Below are 14,698 nucleotides of genomic sequence, written 5' to 3'. Positions count from 1 at the left end.
TTTCAAAACTCGACATTTGACTTATATGTAATTTTCTGTTGACTTTTAATTATTCTCCATTAGAATGGATACAATATATTTTCCGGAGGTACTAAAGAATGGAAAACATTAAGGGAACGCAGACCGAAAAGAACTTGCAGACAGCTTTCGCTGGTGAATCTCAGGCTCGCAACAAATACACTTACTATGCAAGCAAAGCACGCAAAGACGGATTCGAGCAGATTGCCGACATTTTTGAGGAAACAGCCCGCAACGAAAAAGAACACGCAAAAATCTGGTTCAAATTGCTTCACGACGGCGAAGTTCCATCAACAATCCAGAATTTAAAGGATGCCGCTGACGGCGAAAACTACGAATGGACTGATATGTACGACGGTTTCGCAAAGACAGCAAAAGAAGAAGGATTTCCACGTATCGCAAAACTATTTGAAATGGTCGGTGCAATCGAAAAGGAGCACGAAGAGCGATACCGCAAATTGCTGGACAATGTAACAGGCGAAAAAGTCTTCTCAAAAGACGGCGATGTTATCTGGCAGTGCGCAAATTGCGGTCACATCGTTGTTGGCAAAAAGGCTCCGGGAGCTTGTCCAGTTTGCAATCACCCCCAGAGCTTCTTCGAAGTCAAAAAGAATAACTACTAGAATAAATCCTTCATTCCGTAGAGTTTTCCAGCCGCAAGCTCGCCAGATTTGAGTTTTGCGGCCAATTTTTCAAGGGCAGTCACGCTTCCACGGGCAAATCCCTCACGGCTTCGGGCACGGTGAGTGAGTTCGATTTCATCTGCGGGAGAGTCAAAGAAGACAGTGTGAGTTCCAGGCACAAAGCCCACGCGGGTTGAAGAGACATGAAGCTGGTTGGCCTTTGGCTTTTCGTGGAAGGCGTCAAAAACCATCTCTGTTTTTGTTTTGTTTCCAATCATGACACGGCGGGCAACTTCAAGAGCCGTTCCGCTGGGAGAATCTGCCTTCTGATTATGGTGGGCTTCCCAGACAGCAACATCATATTCAGAATAGTCAGCCATGATTTTCGCCGCTTCCTCAACGATTTTATAGAACATATTCACGCCGATTGAAAAATTAGAAGAGCGCATACAAGTTCCCTTTGACGAGGCGCAGAGACCTTCGATTTCGTCCTCTGATTTTGCCCAGCCCGTAGTTCCGCAAACCACAGGAAGACCAAGGGGAATGAGAGCCTTTAAGTTTCCGATAACAGCCGTCGGGTGGCTGAATTCAATGACACCCTCTGCCCCGCTCTTTTTGACTGCCTGGGCGACGGCATTTCCGTCTCCGGCAGGAACGAGAGCCGTTGCGTCTTTTGCGGAGACATCAATCGTAGCGACGACATCATGCCCCATTGCTTTTGCGCAGGCCTCAATCATGTGGCCCATTTTTCCGTATCCGACAAGTGCGATTTTCATAATTTCTCCTGTTAAAACAAAGCCTTGTGCAAGATGCTTACGACATCATTAGCCTGATTAGAATCTACCAGCATGGAAATATTTACCTTGCTGGCTCCCTGAGAAATCATCTGAACATTGATATTCTCTTTATGCAGGGCAGTAAATGCGTCCTCAAGGATTGAGCTTGAATGGCTTGCGTCACAGATAAGGGTGACAATTGCCTTTTCTTTTGTAGCTTTGACTTCTGCAACTCTGGCCAAATCTTCAAGCAGTCCTGTAAGGTCAGCCTTTGTGTTCACCGTGAGGGAAACAGAGACTTCAGAAGTTGCGATTACATCGATTGAAATGTTCCATTTGAGGAACTGATTGAAAATATGAGCAAGGAAACCGGCCGCTCCAAGCATTCGGCTGGACTGAATATCAATCAAAGTGACATTTTTAACACTAGTGATTGCGGTAACGCGAGGAGTTGCCCCGGAATGTTTTTCGACGATGACAGAACCTGCGCTTTTAATGTTGTAGCTGTTCTTTACACGGACAGGAGTTCCAGTTTTGCGACATGGAATCATGCTTCGCGGATGAAGAACCTGAGCGCCAAACATGGCAAGCTCCTGAGCTTCCTCATAAGTGACTTCAGGAACAGTATGGGCTTCTTTTACGATTCTTGGATCAGTGGTGAGAATGCCGTCAACATCCTTCCAAGTCTGGATTTCGTCAGCCCTCATGGCAGCGCCAATCATAGTTGCGCTCAAATCCGAGCCACCGCGGCCGAGAGTTGTAATAACTCCGTTTTTGTCTTTTGCGATAAAGCCCGTGACGATAGGAATTTCTGTCTGCTTGCCGTTTTTGTAGTCATTCAAGTGTTTGGGAATATTTTCCCAGACCTCATCAAGCAATTCCGCGCTCATGTAGTTGGAATCGGAAACCATGCCGATATCCCATGCGTCGTAGAATTTTGCAGGCGTGCCTTGTTTTTGAAGATAAGCGGCCATCATGCGCACGCTCATTCGCTCACCGAAAGAAACAAGGTAATCCCGTGTGCGTTTCGTAAGCTCGTGAAGCATGGAAATACCAGTGAGCAAGAATTTAAGCTCTTCAAGGAGTTCTTTAATGGCAGGAACATCGATTTCAAGTTCCCTGGCAGTGTCTAAGTGAAGCTGCTCGACCTTGGCAATATCAACAGTGCCATTTACGGCCATATCTGCCGCGTCAAGAAGATGGTCAGTAGTATCGCCCATTGCGCTCAAAACAACGACAGGGCGGCTTTCTTTATAGGCCTGAATAATAGAAGCAACATGGCGGATTCGCTCCGCATTGGCGACAGAAGAGCCGCCGAATTTCATAACTATCATAATGGTCTATTTTACTGAAAGTGCTCCAGCTCTTCAAGCGAGGGCAATTTCTTCAAAAAAGTCCAATCAGTTTCTCGTAAGTCAAATCTGCCGTTGAAGACAAGCGTAAATCAGCTTCTGGAAGTTCAACGGAAGACTCTATTCCAACGGCTTTTATCCCGGCTCTTTTCAGGGCTGTAACCCCAGAGACAGCATCTTCTATTCCCACACAATCCGTGCACAAGACTCCAACCTTTTCGGCGGCAGAAAGGAACAGATCTGGCTCAGGCTTTGCATTTTTCACAGTAGCAGCATCGGCGATTGCAGCAAAATATTCCTTCAGCCCCAGACGCTCCAAAATCGCAGGCGCATTTTTGCTGCTGGAGGCAAGAGAAGAGACAAGTCCATGAGACTTCAGGTCTTCCAGAAGTTTTTTTATACCAGGGAGGATGTCTTTTTCAGAAAGACTTTCTATGGATTTTTTATAGATTTCGTTTTTCTTGGCGCACCATTCCGCCTTTTTTTCTGCCGGCCACTCAACGCAGTTTTCCTTAAGGATCACATCAAGAGAAGCCTCACGAGAAAGTCCCAGCAGTTTTTTATTGATGTTTTCGTCAAGATACAAGCCCTCTTCTTCTGCCATAGTCTTCCATGCCTTGTAATGAAGGGGAGCTGTATCGGTAACAACGCCGTCCAAATCAAAAAGTACGGCGCGAAGCTTGCCTAATGAAGTTTTGGGGAATTCCGCGTCATTATGCAATTTTGAATAACTTCTCGATATTCGGCTCTCGCACCACAAGGACATTACAGCTGGCACTTCCGATAATCTCCGCGTTTGTGGCAGAAATTTTATCATGGCGGATAGAATTCTGAGCCGTGTCATTCGGATGCTCTTTTCCGCCCAGAAGAATCAAATTAGCTCCGAAATCCTCGGCAGCCTTTATAAGCTCTGACCAGATTGCGCCTTTCTTAAGTTCGGTTTCAATTTTCACGCCTTTTTCTTTGGCAAGTTTTTCAAGATAAGAAAGATACCGGCTTCCGTCATCACAAAGCCTCTTCTCATAATTCCTGCTTTCTTCTTCAAGAAAAATCCTGCTCATAGTCAGCTGTCTGAGAGTTGAAGTGTCCACGACATAAATCGCCTTTAACTCACATTTGTACTGTTTTGAGAGAAGAATTCCGTACATCGCCGCATGAATCGACTGCTCCGAGCCGTTCACCGCAACCACAACTTTTTGAATCAGGGGTTTTATCATTTTATGCTCCGTTTTCGGACGCTCCGGCTTCGCCGTCGGGCTTTCCGTGCTTCCGCTAACGCTTCATTCGTCCGCACTGTCATTGCCGTGCCTGACACGGCAATCCCATTGCTTCCGAACGCCTTCGGCGGCACTCCAATCCCTAGCGCTAACTGGACTTTCTGTTTTTCAAACTCTTCAAGACGAAGGTGTTCTCCCTCTCCCTCTCTTCCAGGACGCTCTCGATGTAAGTTTTCGTCTCCCGGTTCTGGGGGATAATCATCTTATCAAGAGCGTTTACCCGCCTCTGGGTCTTTTTGACCTCGGTAGCAAGGCGCCATGCAATCGTTCGGATTGAAGCCATCTCTGTAAGAAGAGAAAGCAATTTGAAAAACTCCGTCATTACTTTATCGGAATCAGCGTAGGTTCCCATGAATGAATAAAAAAGCTGCTGCTTGGGAAGCTGGACTTCCACCGAATTGAAAGTCATGCCGCCAGCCACCACGGATTTTTCTTTTATGTCGTACTCATAATGGACAGATTTTGCGATTCGCTCGGTCTGGTCACCACCCACGGTCATAAGCATGTTGCGAAGGGCTGGATATGCGCTGGAAATCGCCTTGTCCAGCTCACGCTCCAAAAGCTTAACCTTCTCCACCATGCGCATAAGCTCCATGACGAGAATTTCCCGCTTCTGCTCCAAGAGGTCATAGCCGTCCTCAGCCACGGCAAGCTGTTCTTTTATAGCGAGAAGATTAGATTTCGTAGGTGCAATGTTTAATTTCATAATTAGTAATTAATAATTCATAATGCATAATTATTAAAGCGGGACAAGGGAGCGATAGCGACCGATGTCCAGTTGCAATTATGCATTGTGCATTTTGCATTATACATTATCCTTAGGATAATATTTCTCAATCAATTCCGGTTTGATTCGGTAGAGCTCGTTCTTGGGCAGGATTGTCAAGAGCTTCCAGCCAAGATTCAGAGTGTCTTCGATTGAGCGGTCTTCGTACTCTCCTTGAGTGAAGAACTGACTTTCAAGAGCCTCGCCGAATTTTAGGTACATTCGGTCAACCTCGCCCAATTCTTCCTCACCGATGATTGCCGCAAGATTTCGGATAGACTTTACCTTTGAGTAGGCCGCAAAAAGCTGGCTCGAAACGGCAGCATGGTCGTCGCGGGTCATGCCCTCGCCGATACCGTCTTTCATAAGTCGCGAAAGCGACGGCAAGCCTGAAACCGGCGGATAAACGCCTTTCTGGCTCAGTTCCCTGTCAAGAACAATCTGCCCCTCGGTGATGTAGCCCGTAAGATCAGGAATCGGATGGGAAATATCATCGTTAGGCATGGTGAGAATCGGAATCTGGGTGATAGAGCCTGTGCTTCCCTTGATTTTTCCTGCCCGCTCGTAAAGCTCGGCAAGGTCAGAATAGAGGTAGCCCGGATATCCCTTTCGGCCGGGAACCTCGCCGCGGGTCGTTGAAATTTCCCGCAGAGCCTCGCAGTAGTTTGTCATATCGGTCATCACGACCAGAACATGCATATTCTTTTCGTAGGCAAGATATTCCGCCGCCGTAAGAGCACAGCGGGGTGTGATGATTCGCTCGATGGAAGGAGCGTCTGCCAGTGACTGGAACATGACGACCTTTGAGAGAACGCCCGATTCCTCAAAAGAATGAATGAAGAACTGAGCCTGATCATATTTTATACCCATACCAGCAAAAACCATTACAAAGTTCTCGTCTGAATTACGGATTTTTGCCTGACGGATAATCTGAGCCGCAAGGCGGTTGTGGGGAAGACCGTTTCCGGAAAAAATCGGCAACTTCTGGCCACGAATCAGCGTATTCATGCCGTCAATCGAAGAAATTCCCGTCTGGATAAAGTCTCGCGGATAAACGCGGGCATAGGGATTAATCGGCATTCCGTTTACATCAACCTTTTTACTAGAGACAATGGGCGGAAGGCCGTCAATAGGCTCTCCCAGACCATTAAAGATTCGCCCAAGTAGCCCCTCGCCGACACGCAATTCCATGGGCTCCTCAAGGAATTCAACGCTGGTCTCGTTAAGGTCAAGCCCCGTGGTAGAGCCGAAAACCTGCACGATTGCCGTCGTATCATTCAAATCGATAACCCGGCCGGTCTTTTTTTCGCCATTTCTGTCTCGTACCGCGACAATTTCATTATAAAAAATATTCTCGCTGCGTTTTACGACAATAATCGGTCCGTCAACGCTGGAAACGCCTTTATATTCAACACCTTTCATACAGTAAGCTCCACTATCTTATTTAAGCAACGGAAAAATCATAGATTTTTCCGAGACTCGCTCAAAACTTGCCTCGCAAGTTTTGCCGGCTAAAGCCGTCGCTCCCTATATATTCAATTCCCTTCATACGCTAATTTTCCTTACCTCTTGTACTGTCTTTCCAAGTTTCCGAACTGCTCGTCAAGACGGCCTTCAACTTCCTTCATCTGCTCCAGCTGGTCATTGGGAACCTGCGACTTTAAGCGCACGATTTCGTCTTTGACCGGAAGGGAAACGACTGTGGGAAGAGGAGCTCCCGCCTTGATTACGGCAAGTGAGCGCTGATAGAAAGTCATAATCAGCATGAGGATTGCAATCTGCTTTTCAGGAATGGAATAGACATCCACCGCATCGAAGGCGCTCTGCTGCAAGAAGCCGTTTTTAATCATGTCGGCCACAGTAAGAACGATTCGCTTTTCGTCTGGGAGGGCGTCAGGACCAATCAAGCGGACAATCTGCTGCAGTCTCTGCTCGTCTTTCAAAAGTTCCAAAGCTGAAAGGCGGACTTCTGCCCAGCGCGGGTCAAGTTTGTCCCACCATTCCCGGACTTCCTCTGCGTATTCAGAATAGCTTTCAATCCAGCCGATAGCAGGATAGTGTCGGGCGTTTGCAAGTTCCCGGTCAAGAGCCCAGAAACAGCGGATAAATCGCTTGGTGTGCTGGGTGACAGGCTCAGAAAAGTCGCCGCCCGGAGGAGAAACCGCACCGATTACAGAAACGCTTCCTTCCTGCCCGCAAAGAGCGTTTACTCGGCCAGCCCGCTCGTAGAATTCTGCAAGTCGGGTCGGTAAATAAGCCGGGAAGCCTTCTTCGGCAGGCATTTCTTCCATTCGGCCAGAAAGCTCTCGCAAAGCCTCAGCCCAGCGTGAAGTAGAATCAGCCATGATAGCCACATGCATTCCCATGTCCCGGTAATATTCTGCCAGAGTGATTCCCGAATAAAGGGAAACTTCGCGAGCCGCAACCGGCATGTTTGAGGTGTTGGCAATCAAAATCGTTCGTTCCATAAGGGAGCGGCCTGTTCGAGGGTCAATCAATGTGGGGAATTCAGTGAGAACATCGGTCATTTCGTTACCGCGCTCACCACAACCAATGTAAACGATTAAGTCCGCGTCACACCATTTTGCGATTGCGTGCTGGGTCATGGTTTTCCCGGTACCAAAGCCGCCAGGAATAGCCGCCGTTCCGCCCTTTGAAAGGGGGAAGAAAACATCGATAACGCGCTGACCGGTAACAAGAGGCTGACTGACTTCAAGTTTCTGTGCGTAAGGACGGGGATTTCGGAGCGGCCAATAGTGAGAAAGTTTGATTTCTTCGTCTAAATCAGTGATGCCTATTACATCATCAACCGTGTATTCGCCCTCACCCTTAAAAGATTTGAGGATTTTACCCTTAACAGTAGGCGGAACCATGATTTTATGGCAGATAGACTCGGTTTCCTGGACATAGCCCAAGACCTTTCCGGCAAAGATTTCACAACCTTCGCTTACGCCCTCAGCCACAGTCATCTTCCATTTTTTTTCGGTGTCGATTGGCTCAGTGCGCTCGCCCGGAACGAGGAAAGCCCCCGAATGCTCGAACATATTTTTAAGAGGTCGCTGGATTCCGTCGTAAATCGTTCCAACCAAGCCAGGCCCAAGTTTTAAAGAGAGAGGACGGCCACTAGAGACGACTTCCTCACCGATTTTCATGCCAGTGTCGTCTTCGTAAACCTGAATCGTGGCTTTGCCTTCGTTCTGGCGGATAATCTCGCCGATGATTTTCTTTTCGCCCACATCGACTACATCATAAAGACCGCAGCCTTCCAATCCCTCGGCATAAACGATTGGTCCTGAAATTCGTGTGATTTTTCCTTTGATGATGCTCATTCAGGTAACCTCCCGCCAAAAAGAGCCAGTGCAAGTTCTTCGCTGTATTTGTCTTTGATTTCCCGCACAATCTGGTCAATCGTAAGCCGCACTCTGATAAATCCGTCTTCGCTGGAAAGAATTATTCCTTCGTGGAAGGAGTTTCCCAGAGCCCCTTCTTCGCCAGACTTCTCAAAGGAAATTTCCTCGACTTTCGCAAGATTTTTTGCAAGGGCTTTTTCAAGGATTTTTTTTGCATCAGCGGCCTTAAAACCGAAGACAGACGCATTTATTTTTTTCTCAAAACATGTCTGAGGTAAATTGTTGAGTCGTTTTTCAATGAGGGCAAGCCGTTTTTCCCCGCCCAAATTCTCTAAATAGTCATTGAAGGCTTTTGAAACCGCATCGCTGTAAAAAGAAACGAGGTATCTGCCTTTTTCAAGTGGCAGGGCTTCAGCAATCGCCTTTTCGTACTGAGCCAATTTTTCGCTATAGAAAGTAGTTTTCTGACTGCGAGCCTCTTCAACCCGGCGAGAAACATCGGCAAGAACAGCCTGAGCCTCTTTATCGGCGCGGGCAAGAATCTTCTCGGCCTTTTTGCGGGCATCAGCCTCAATCTCTTTATCAAGAATCTCTGTAGATCTAAGTTCTTCCATAATGAATTCCTAATTTAATAATTATATTATATGTAAAAATAATTGTCCATTAAAGGAAAAAGCCTGATGACTGGACAAGAAAATCATTTGGTAGCAAATGCAATCGCGCCGTCCCAGTTTTCGGGAGGGTTTTCGCTGAATTCGGTGCAACGGGAGAGCATGAGTTTTGCCGCCTTGTCGTCAGGAGCTTCTGCAAGGGCTTTTTCGAAATATTCCTTTGCAAGATTCCACACACCTTTTTTGTAAAGGGCAAAACCTTTTCCATACGAATCGCGGTAATCGGCCGAAAAATCATCTTCACCTTTATCAACTGCGTAGATTCCCACAGCGTTAGCCTTGCCTTTGACTTTCACATCATCAAGATAGCGGAAAACAAAACCGTCTGTATTATCTTTAATATCATCTTTTACGGCCTCACTTACTAAAACCATGGTGCCGTAGGTTTTAGTAAGACCTTCCAGTCTGCTTGCAAGATTTACGCTGTCCCCGATGACAGAATAATCAGTTTTATCGTCAGAACCTATTGAGCCAACAATTACATCCCCGTAGTGAATTCCGATTCCAATGTTAAAATTCATTCCGTCGGGGAGCACCAAATCATCAAGGGGAACAGAAGAAAGAGCCTCGCGCATCTCATAGGCCGCAGCCACTGCCCGTCTCGCATTGTCTTCATAGCTCACAGGAGCACCAAACAAAGCCATAATAGCGTCACCAATGAATTTGTCGATTGTGCCGCCGTGCTTTTTGATAATCGTACACATAATCGTAAAATATCGGTTTAGGAAAGCAACGATTGTCTCTGGCTTGTTCTTCTCACTGATGTTTGTAAAACTCCTAATATCACTGAAGAGAATCGCCACATCTCGTTTTTCGCCCACGCCAACTTTAGCTTCCTTTTCAGCCCCCTCAACAAGCTCATCAATAATCTGTTCTGGCACGAAACGGCTGAAGGCTTTTCTGATGTTCCTCTCGAATTTAATTTTCTTTTTGACGAGAACAGCGATTTTTAAAAGAATACTCAGAGTCTTAACAGAATAAGCGAACAAATCTAGTTGCTTTGTCGTAAAGCCCCCGCTCCGAACCGCGTGAACCGTTCCAAAAATCTCGCCGTTTTCGTCAGTAATTGGTGAAAGATGGTAGGCAGAAAGCGGCAGGTCATCGGAATTGTATTTATCAAGTTGGATTTCGGAGTCAAGTTTTTGCGGAACAATATCCGTACTATTCAGATTGGAAAATCGCTCCTCAAAATCCGTTGCACAGACTTTGAGAAAGTCATTTTTCTGCTCGTCGGTGAAATTATCGGCACACACATAAAATCCGAGTGGTTCATCGTCTGTTTTCATAAAAAGCGAGGCAATTGGCAACTCGCAAGTTTCGGCAAGAAGGCTTAAAAATGAAGATATAATTTTCGGAAGCGACTCCAAATTCTTTATCATTGAGAAGATTTTTTCGGTAATGGCGGCTTTCACTATGTCGTTTTCCTGTGGAAGAGCGAGAGTCGTGCCTTTTTTTGCGCAAAGACTCTCAATATCTTCTTGAATTGTTTCGCCGTCAAAATTGATAAAAGAATCTGCACCACAAACTGCCTTAAATTCATCGGAGAACAAAAAATCGCTAGTCGCATAAACGCCAATCGGGACAGAGTCAAAACGGGTAATACTTTTCACCAGACGACAAAGTTCCGTACAAAAAGGATTCATATTCCTTGCGTTAATTAAAATCGCATCGGGAAGCGAATTATAGAGCATGACGAGGAAGCGGATTCCATTCGCGTTGAATTTTATCTCAATATCTGATTTTCGCAGACTTTTTCTGAAAATCGACTGCATTGTCAAAGACGGCTCTAAAATTAAGATTTTTTTACTCATTTTATTCTCCTGCCTTACATTTTTTCCTTTATTTTCTGAATCAATTCGTCGCGCTTAAAGTCACTCTTGGCGATAAAATCGTCTGATTTTGGAATTTTTGTGTTCGACACAGAAATCACGGGGACAGAGGCATATTTTTCCATTCGACGCACATTGTCCAAAAAAATCTCACCGTTCATTCTAGGCATCTCATCGTCACACAAAATCAAGTCAAAGTGAATTTCCTTGATTTTTGTCATTGCCTCGATTCCGTCCGCAGCCTCAGAAACCACGAAGCCGTTATCCTCAAGAATCATTCTTTCTATCATTCGCGTGGTTTCAGAATCCTCGACGATAAGGGCATGGCTCGCGCGTTTTTTGATTACCGACTCAAATTTCTTGACATCATAAGGACGCATTGCACGGAATCTTTTTAAAATTCCAGGAATATTGAGAATCGGAATCAAATCGTATTTTTCGTCAAAGGCAAGTCCCTTTAGTACTGGAAAATTCTTGAAAGCTGGAGGCATGGGCTTTTGAATCAGAGAGACAAATTTGTGCATTGAATCGACTATAATTCCAATTTTCTGCGACTGAAACTGAACGATGATGATTGAGTCCAAAACAGATTTTACCTTTGCAGGCTGCCCAGAGAGAACTGAAGAAAGAGAATAGACGGGGATCTCCTCGCGATTTTTCTCACTTCCCGATTCGTTTTCCTGAATATACACCAAAAATTTCTGGCTCTGTTTCTCCTCATAGTTCAAAGGGCTTTCTGTAACGACATCAACGACAAATTCCGATGGAATGAGATATTTCCGACCGTTCGCAAACACAAAAAATCCCTGAAAATCCTGATGCTGTGCCAAAAAAGCATCATCTTGAATAAGATTCATTAATTGGTCGTGCGAAAGAAGGAGCGAGCCTTGCAGATTCTGGGAATCCGCTGCAATCTGCTTGTAGGAATCCCGGACAGTCCGCATGTCGCCGTCGCGAAGGGCATTTTTTAAAAGCTCAACTTGATTCATAATGATGTAGGAGCGGGCAAGCATCTCCTCGTGGGCATTTACGAGTTGGGCGATTTTTGACAAGTGAATTTGAACAAGCGAATCCTCTTTTGATGAGTGCGAGAAATCTTTCTGAGTAATGTGCTTTTCCTCAGTTTTAGTACCGAGATGTTCCGCATTGAATATTTCTCCAGCCATCGCCTTATCAAGATACAAAAGATAGGAGCGAATTTCTGTCTCAAAAAGCTCGTCTGTCTCGTTTTTTTCAATCAAATCGCACATTTCGAAAATCTTTTTAGAGACTTTTTCAAGCAGAACCAAAATATTATCAGTGAAGAGAGTTTTTTCATCAACAATTGACTTGTACAAATCCTCGACAGCCTTGTAAATCTTATAAATCGGTGTAAATCCAAGGATTTTTGAATTGTCTTTCGTTATACTCAAAACACGGAGAATTTCATCCGCAAAATCAGGCTTTTCTTTGAGTGCCTCTGCAAGCCATCGAGTTTCTGCAAGATAATTTTTTATAACAGCACCAGAATCATTGAGAGTCAGGGCTTTGTCTTCAGCAGAGGAGAAGTTTTGTACTGATGATTTTTTTCGTTTTTCTGTCATATTTTCTTAAAATAAAACACCTTGCCGTCACAGACTTTTTCAAGATTTTTCGGTAGAACCGAGGAATCCAGGGCTGGAAGCTCGCTCATCGAAACGAAAAGATAGCCACCGTCAGTCAGAGACTCGTCCACTATTTTTTTCAAAATCTGTCGCCTCATTTCAACTGTAAAATATATGAATACATTACGGATGAAAATCAAGTTCACATTACGAGGAAAAGATTCTGCCACAAAAGAGAGATTTATCTGTCGCCGTTCAATTTGATTGCAAATTTCCTCCGGGAAAACAACTGACTTGTCCGTTTTCTGATATTTTGCGAGAAGATGCTGAAATTTCGCCCCGTCTACGCTTTTTACGGAATTTGGCGTATACTCACCTTTCGCACATTTTTCAAGAACCGCAGTGTTTATGTCGCTTGCCACACATTCCGTTTTAATGGAAAGTGATTGCGCAAGAAGATACAGTGAATAGATTTCTTCACCGCTCGAAGAAGCTGCGCTCCAAATTCGCAAGGGCTTTGAGCCAAGTTTTGCCCTGAATTCAGGGAAGATTTTATCTTTAAGAAGAGAAAACTGAGATTCCTCCCTGAAAAAATAGGTTTCGTTCACGGTCGCCGCATTCAGAAGAATGTTCATTTCTCCTTTGTTAAGTCTCAGATACGCAGAATAGGGCAAACCGTTCAAGCTAATTTCTTTCTTCCGCTTTTCGATGAAATTCATAATTCCCGCCCTGTGGCTTTCTCGCGGAATAATTCCCGTCTGCTGACTTATAAGCGCTATGATTTCAGAAAATTCCTTTTCGTCCATAAACTTCTCCGTGTGCTTACTTCACTAACTTCAAAATTGCGCCGGCAATTTCACCGCGTGGCAGAACTTTGCTCGCCGCGTTCATTTTGATTGCGGCTGCAGGCATTCCGAAGACTTTGCAAGTCGATTCATCCTCGCAGATTGTGTAGCCACCTGCGCCGACTATTTCTTTACAGCCTTCAGCACCGTCTGCCCCCATTCCAGTCATAAGAACGGCAAGGCATTCCGTTTTGTAGTTTTTTGCCGCCGAACGGAAAAGTTTGTTCACGGCAGGCCGCAAAAAGTGTTCTGGCTCTTCGTCCGAAAGATGCATAACCGGCTTTCCGCCCTTAACATAATCGATTACAAGATGTTTTTCGGCAGGCGCAAGATAGACATGTCCTGCTTCGGCAACTTCCCCTTCTTGAGCCAGTGTCATCGGAATGTTTGGGCAAGTGTCACTGAACCATTTGGCCATTTTGTCGTCAGATCCGACATCAAGATGCTGCGTGTACAAAACTGGAAGCGGAAAATTATCCCCCAACCCCTTTAAAACTTCCTGAACCGCCGAGGGTCCGCCAGTCGAAGCCCCGATGCAAAGAATCGTGAATTTTCTGTCACAAGGAAGATCGTTTTCGCCTGATTTTTGAGTTTTGTCGTTATTTCTAAGTCTTGTTGAAAAATCCTTACCTGAAGCTATTCCCTGTGATTGTTTTAGTTCCGCTAGAAGTTCTTTTATTTTGTCGCTCATTCTTCATTCTCCCTTAAATCATTTATCATTCTCTCTTCCACAGAATTCGCATCGAAAAACGGAATCACATTCATCTTGTAGCGGATTCCATCATCGAGAATATCCTGCTCTTCCACCTCAAAAAAAACTTCTATGTTTGAAATGTGAATCGCAAAATTGTCATCCTCACGCTTAAAAAGAAGCACGGTCCCCCCCTCTATCTCCTTTTCCTCTGAGTCCAATATTTTAAGAGGATTTACCACCGTAAAAGGAGTACCGTGGCAGTTCACCACGCCCTCAATGTAATCTGGCACAAAGGGAAGCGGATGGATTTTCGCAGAGTGCAGGATTTCTTTTACGAGCAAGGTTTGAATCGAAAAGAATTTCTTCCCCACCGAAAAAATCAGATAAGTCATATTTTTATCCGCTGACTCGTAAAGCGAGTTGATTTCATCGGTGGGAACAAGCGTTGATTGTTCAATTACCTTTTCAGGCTCATTCTTGTTCTGCATTATTCAACTCCTCACTGATTTTTCGAACATTTTCCGCCGCGCCAGAAATATTGTCCGTCGCCACAGTGAAATTCTCCACGCCAGACGCTATTTCCTTGATTGCAATGAGAATCTGTTCGCTCGCACTCGCCTGTTGCTGGATTATGTCGGCTATATCGTCCGCGCTCTTCGCCGTGATTTCCGCCGATTTCTTTATGCTCTCAAATTTTTCGCTAAGAGAGCGCGCATTTTCATAACCAGAGTTGATTTTTTCGGTGCTGCTCTCCGAAGCGAGAATGAGCGAGTCGGAAGAATGCTGAATCTCGTTGATTTTTTCCTTGATTTCGTGCGTTCCGTCGATGATTCCGTCAGAAAGCCGACGGATTTCGTTCGCCACGATGCGGAAAGATTTTCCAGCCTCGCCCGCCGTGGAAGCCTCTAATTCCG

General features: G+C 45.3%; 15 protein-coding genes. 1 reads left to right on the top strand and 14 read right to left on the bottom strand.

Going from position 1 to position 14,698, the window contains the following annotated elements; translation table 11 throughout:
* The first annotated feature begins 98 nt into the window (after positions 1-98).
* Positions 99-641, top strand: a complete 543-nt coding sequence (gene rbr / locus B2089_RS07440; RefSeq protein WP_296321809.1) for a rubrerythrin — start codon at positions 99-101, stop codon at positions 639-641.
* Here rbr and dapB read toward each other — a convergent pair.
* The 14 genes from dapB to B2089_RS07370 form a co-directional block, all read right to left on the bottom strand.
* Positions 638-1,417: a 4-hydroxy-tetrahydrodipicolinate reductase gene (dapB, locus tag B2089_RS07435; protein WP_296321812.1), complete on the bottom strand. Its 780-nt coding sequence runs from the start codon at positions 1,415-1,417 to the stop codon at positions 638-640. The genes rbr and dapB overlap by 4 nt on opposite strands.
* Positions 1,418-1,428: 11 nt before the next feature.
* Positions 1,429-2,751, bottom strand: coding sequence for an aspartate kinase (locus tag B2089_RS07430; RefSeq protein ID WP_296321815.1), 1,323 nt, complete (start codon positions 2,749-2,751; stop codon positions 1,429-1,431).
* A 52-nt stretch (positions 2,752-2,803) separates the two neighbouring features.
* Positions 2,804-3,547, bottom strand: coding sequence for a beta-phosphoglucomutase (gene pgmB, locus B2089_RS07425; protein WP_296321818.1), 744 nt, complete (start codon positions 3,545-3,547; stop codon positions 2,804-2,806).
* Positions 3,483-3,986, bottom strand: coding sequence for a universal stress protein (locus B2089_RS07420; RefSeq protein WP_296321821.1), 504 nt, complete (start codon positions 3,984-3,986; stop codon positions 3,483-3,485). Before B2089_RS07420 ends, pgmB begins: the two co-directional genes overlap by 65 nt.
* 148 nt (positions 3,987-4,134) lie before the next feature.
* Positions 4,135-4,755, bottom strand: coding sequence for a V-type ATP synthase subunit D (locus B2089_RS07415; protein ID WP_296321855.1), 621 nt, complete (start codon positions 4,753-4,755; stop codon positions 4,135-4,137).
* Positions 4,756-4,851: 96 nt separating this feature from the next.
* Positions 4,852-6,234, bottom strand: coding sequence for a V-type ATP synthase subunit B (locus tag B2089_RS07410; protein ID WP_296321824.1), 1,383 nt, complete (start codon positions 6,232-6,234; stop codon positions 4,852-4,854).
* A 140-nt stretch (positions 6,235-6,374) separates the two neighbouring features.
* The gene (locus B2089_RS07405) at positions 6,375-8,141 is read right to left on the bottom strand and encodes a V-type ATP synthase subunit A (RefSeq protein WP_296321829.1); all 1,767 of its coding nucleotides are present in this window, start codon (positions 8,139-8,141) and stop codon (positions 6,375-6,377) included.
* A complete protein-coding gene (locus tag B2089_RS07400) occupies positions 8,138-8,776 on the bottom strand; it encodes a V-type ATP synthase subunit E (RefSeq protein WP_296321832.1) in 639 nt (212 codons plus the stop codon). Before B2089_RS07400 ends, B2089_RS07405 begins: the two co-directional genes overlap by 4 nt.
* Before the next feature lie 83 nt (positions 8,777-8,859).
* Positions 8,860-10,644: an adenylate/guanylate cyclase domain-containing protein gene (locus B2089_RS07395; protein WP_296321835.1), complete on the bottom strand. Its 1,785-nt coding sequence runs from the start codon at positions 10,642-10,644 to the stop codon at positions 8,860-8,862.
* A 14-nt stretch (positions 10,645-10,658) separates the two neighbouring features.
* On the bottom strand, positions 10,659-12,245 hold the full coding sequence (locus B2089_RS07390) for a chemotaxis protein CheV (protein WP_296321839.1): 1,587 nt from the start codon (positions 12,243-12,245) through the stop codon (positions 10,659-10,661).
* On the bottom strand, positions 12,242-13,051 hold the full coding sequence (locus B2089_RS07385; protein ID WP_296321842.1) for a CheR family methyltransferase: 810 nt from the start codon (positions 13,049-13,051) through the stop codon (positions 12,242-12,244). The genes B2089_RS07390 and B2089_RS07385 overlap by 4 nt, the downstream gene beginning before the upstream one ends.
* A 16-nt stretch (positions 13,052-13,067) precedes the next feature.
* Entirely contained in the window at positions 13,068-13,781 is a 714-nt protein-coding gene (locus tag B2089_RS07380) for a CheB methylesterase domain-containing protein (protein WP_296321846.1), read from the bottom strand.
* On the bottom strand, positions 13,778-14,272 hold the full coding sequence (locus B2089_RS07375; RefSeq protein WP_296321849.1) for a chemotaxis protein CheW: 495 nt from the start codon (positions 14,270-14,272) through the stop codon (positions 13,778-13,780). Before B2089_RS07375 ends, B2089_RS07380 begins: the two co-directional genes overlap by 4 nt.
* Positions 14,256-14,698, bottom strand: a 443-nt coding sequence (locus B2089_RS07370) for a methyl-accepting chemotaxis protein (protein ID WP_296686556.1), incomplete at its 5' end; no start/stop codon positions are given. The genes B2089_RS07375 and B2089_RS07370, both read right to left, overlap by 17 nt.

It is taken from the genome of Treponema sp. UBA3813, from assembly GCA_002368605.1.
GTDB lineage: Bacteria > Spirochaetota > Spirochaetia > Treponematales > Treponemataceae > Treponema_D.
The sequence above is the reverse complement of the archived record's forward strand: the minus strand, read 5'-3'. Positions and strand labels throughout refer to the sequence as shown.

What these genes read in the sequence shown, in the direction of transcription:
- rbr (WP_296321809.1), top strand. Translation starts at nt 99, where the DNA reads ATGGAAAACATTAAGGGAACGCAGACCGAAAAGAACTTGCAGACAGCT.
- dapB (WP_296321812.1), bottom strand. Translation starts at nt 1,417, where the DNA reads ATGAAAATCGCACTTGTCGGATACGGAAAAATGGGCCACATGATTGAG.
- B2089_RS07430 (WP_296321815.1), bottom strand. Translation starts at nt 2,751, where the DNA reads ATGATAGTTATGAAATTCGGCGGCTCTTCTGTCGCCAATGCGGAGCGA.
- B2089_RS07420 (WP_296321821.1), bottom strand. Translation starts at nt 3,986, where the DNA reads ATGATAAAACCCCTGATTCAAAAAGTTGTGGTTGCGGTGAACGGCTCG.
- B2089_RS07410 (WP_296321824.1), bottom strand. Translation starts at nt 6,234, where the DNA reads ATGAAAGGTGTTGAATATAAAGGCGTTTCCAGCGTTGACGGACCGATT.
- B2089_RS07405 (WP_296321829.1), bottom strand. Translation starts at nt 8,141, where the DNA reads ATGAGCATCATCAAAGGAAAAATCACACGAATTTCAGGACCAATCGTT.
- B2089_RS07400 (WP_296321832.1), bottom strand. Translation starts at nt 8,776, where the DNA reads ATGGAAGAACTTAGATCTACAGAGATTCTTGATAAAGAGATTGAGGCT.
- B2089_RS07395 (WP_296321835.1), bottom strand. Translation starts at nt 10,644, where the DNA reads ATGAGTAAAAAAATCTTAATTTTAGAGCCGTCTTTGACAATGCAGTCG.
- B2089_RS07390 (WP_296321839.1), bottom strand. Translation starts at nt 12,245, where the DNA reads ATGACAGAAAAACGAAAAAAATCATCAGTACAAAACTTCTCCTCTGCT.
- B2089_RS07385 (WP_296321842.1), bottom strand. Translation starts at nt 13,051, where the DNA reads ATGGACGAAAAGGAATTTTCTGAAATCATAGCGCTTATAAGTCAGCAG.
- B2089_RS07380 (WP_296321846.1), bottom strand. Translation starts at nt 13,781, where the DNA reads ATGAGCGACAAAATAAAAGAACTTCTAGCGGAACTAAAACAATCACAG.
- B2089_RS07375 (WP_296321849.1), bottom strand. Translation starts at nt 14,272, where the DNA reads ATGCAGAACAAGAATGAGCCTGAAAAGGTAATTGAACAATCAACGCTT.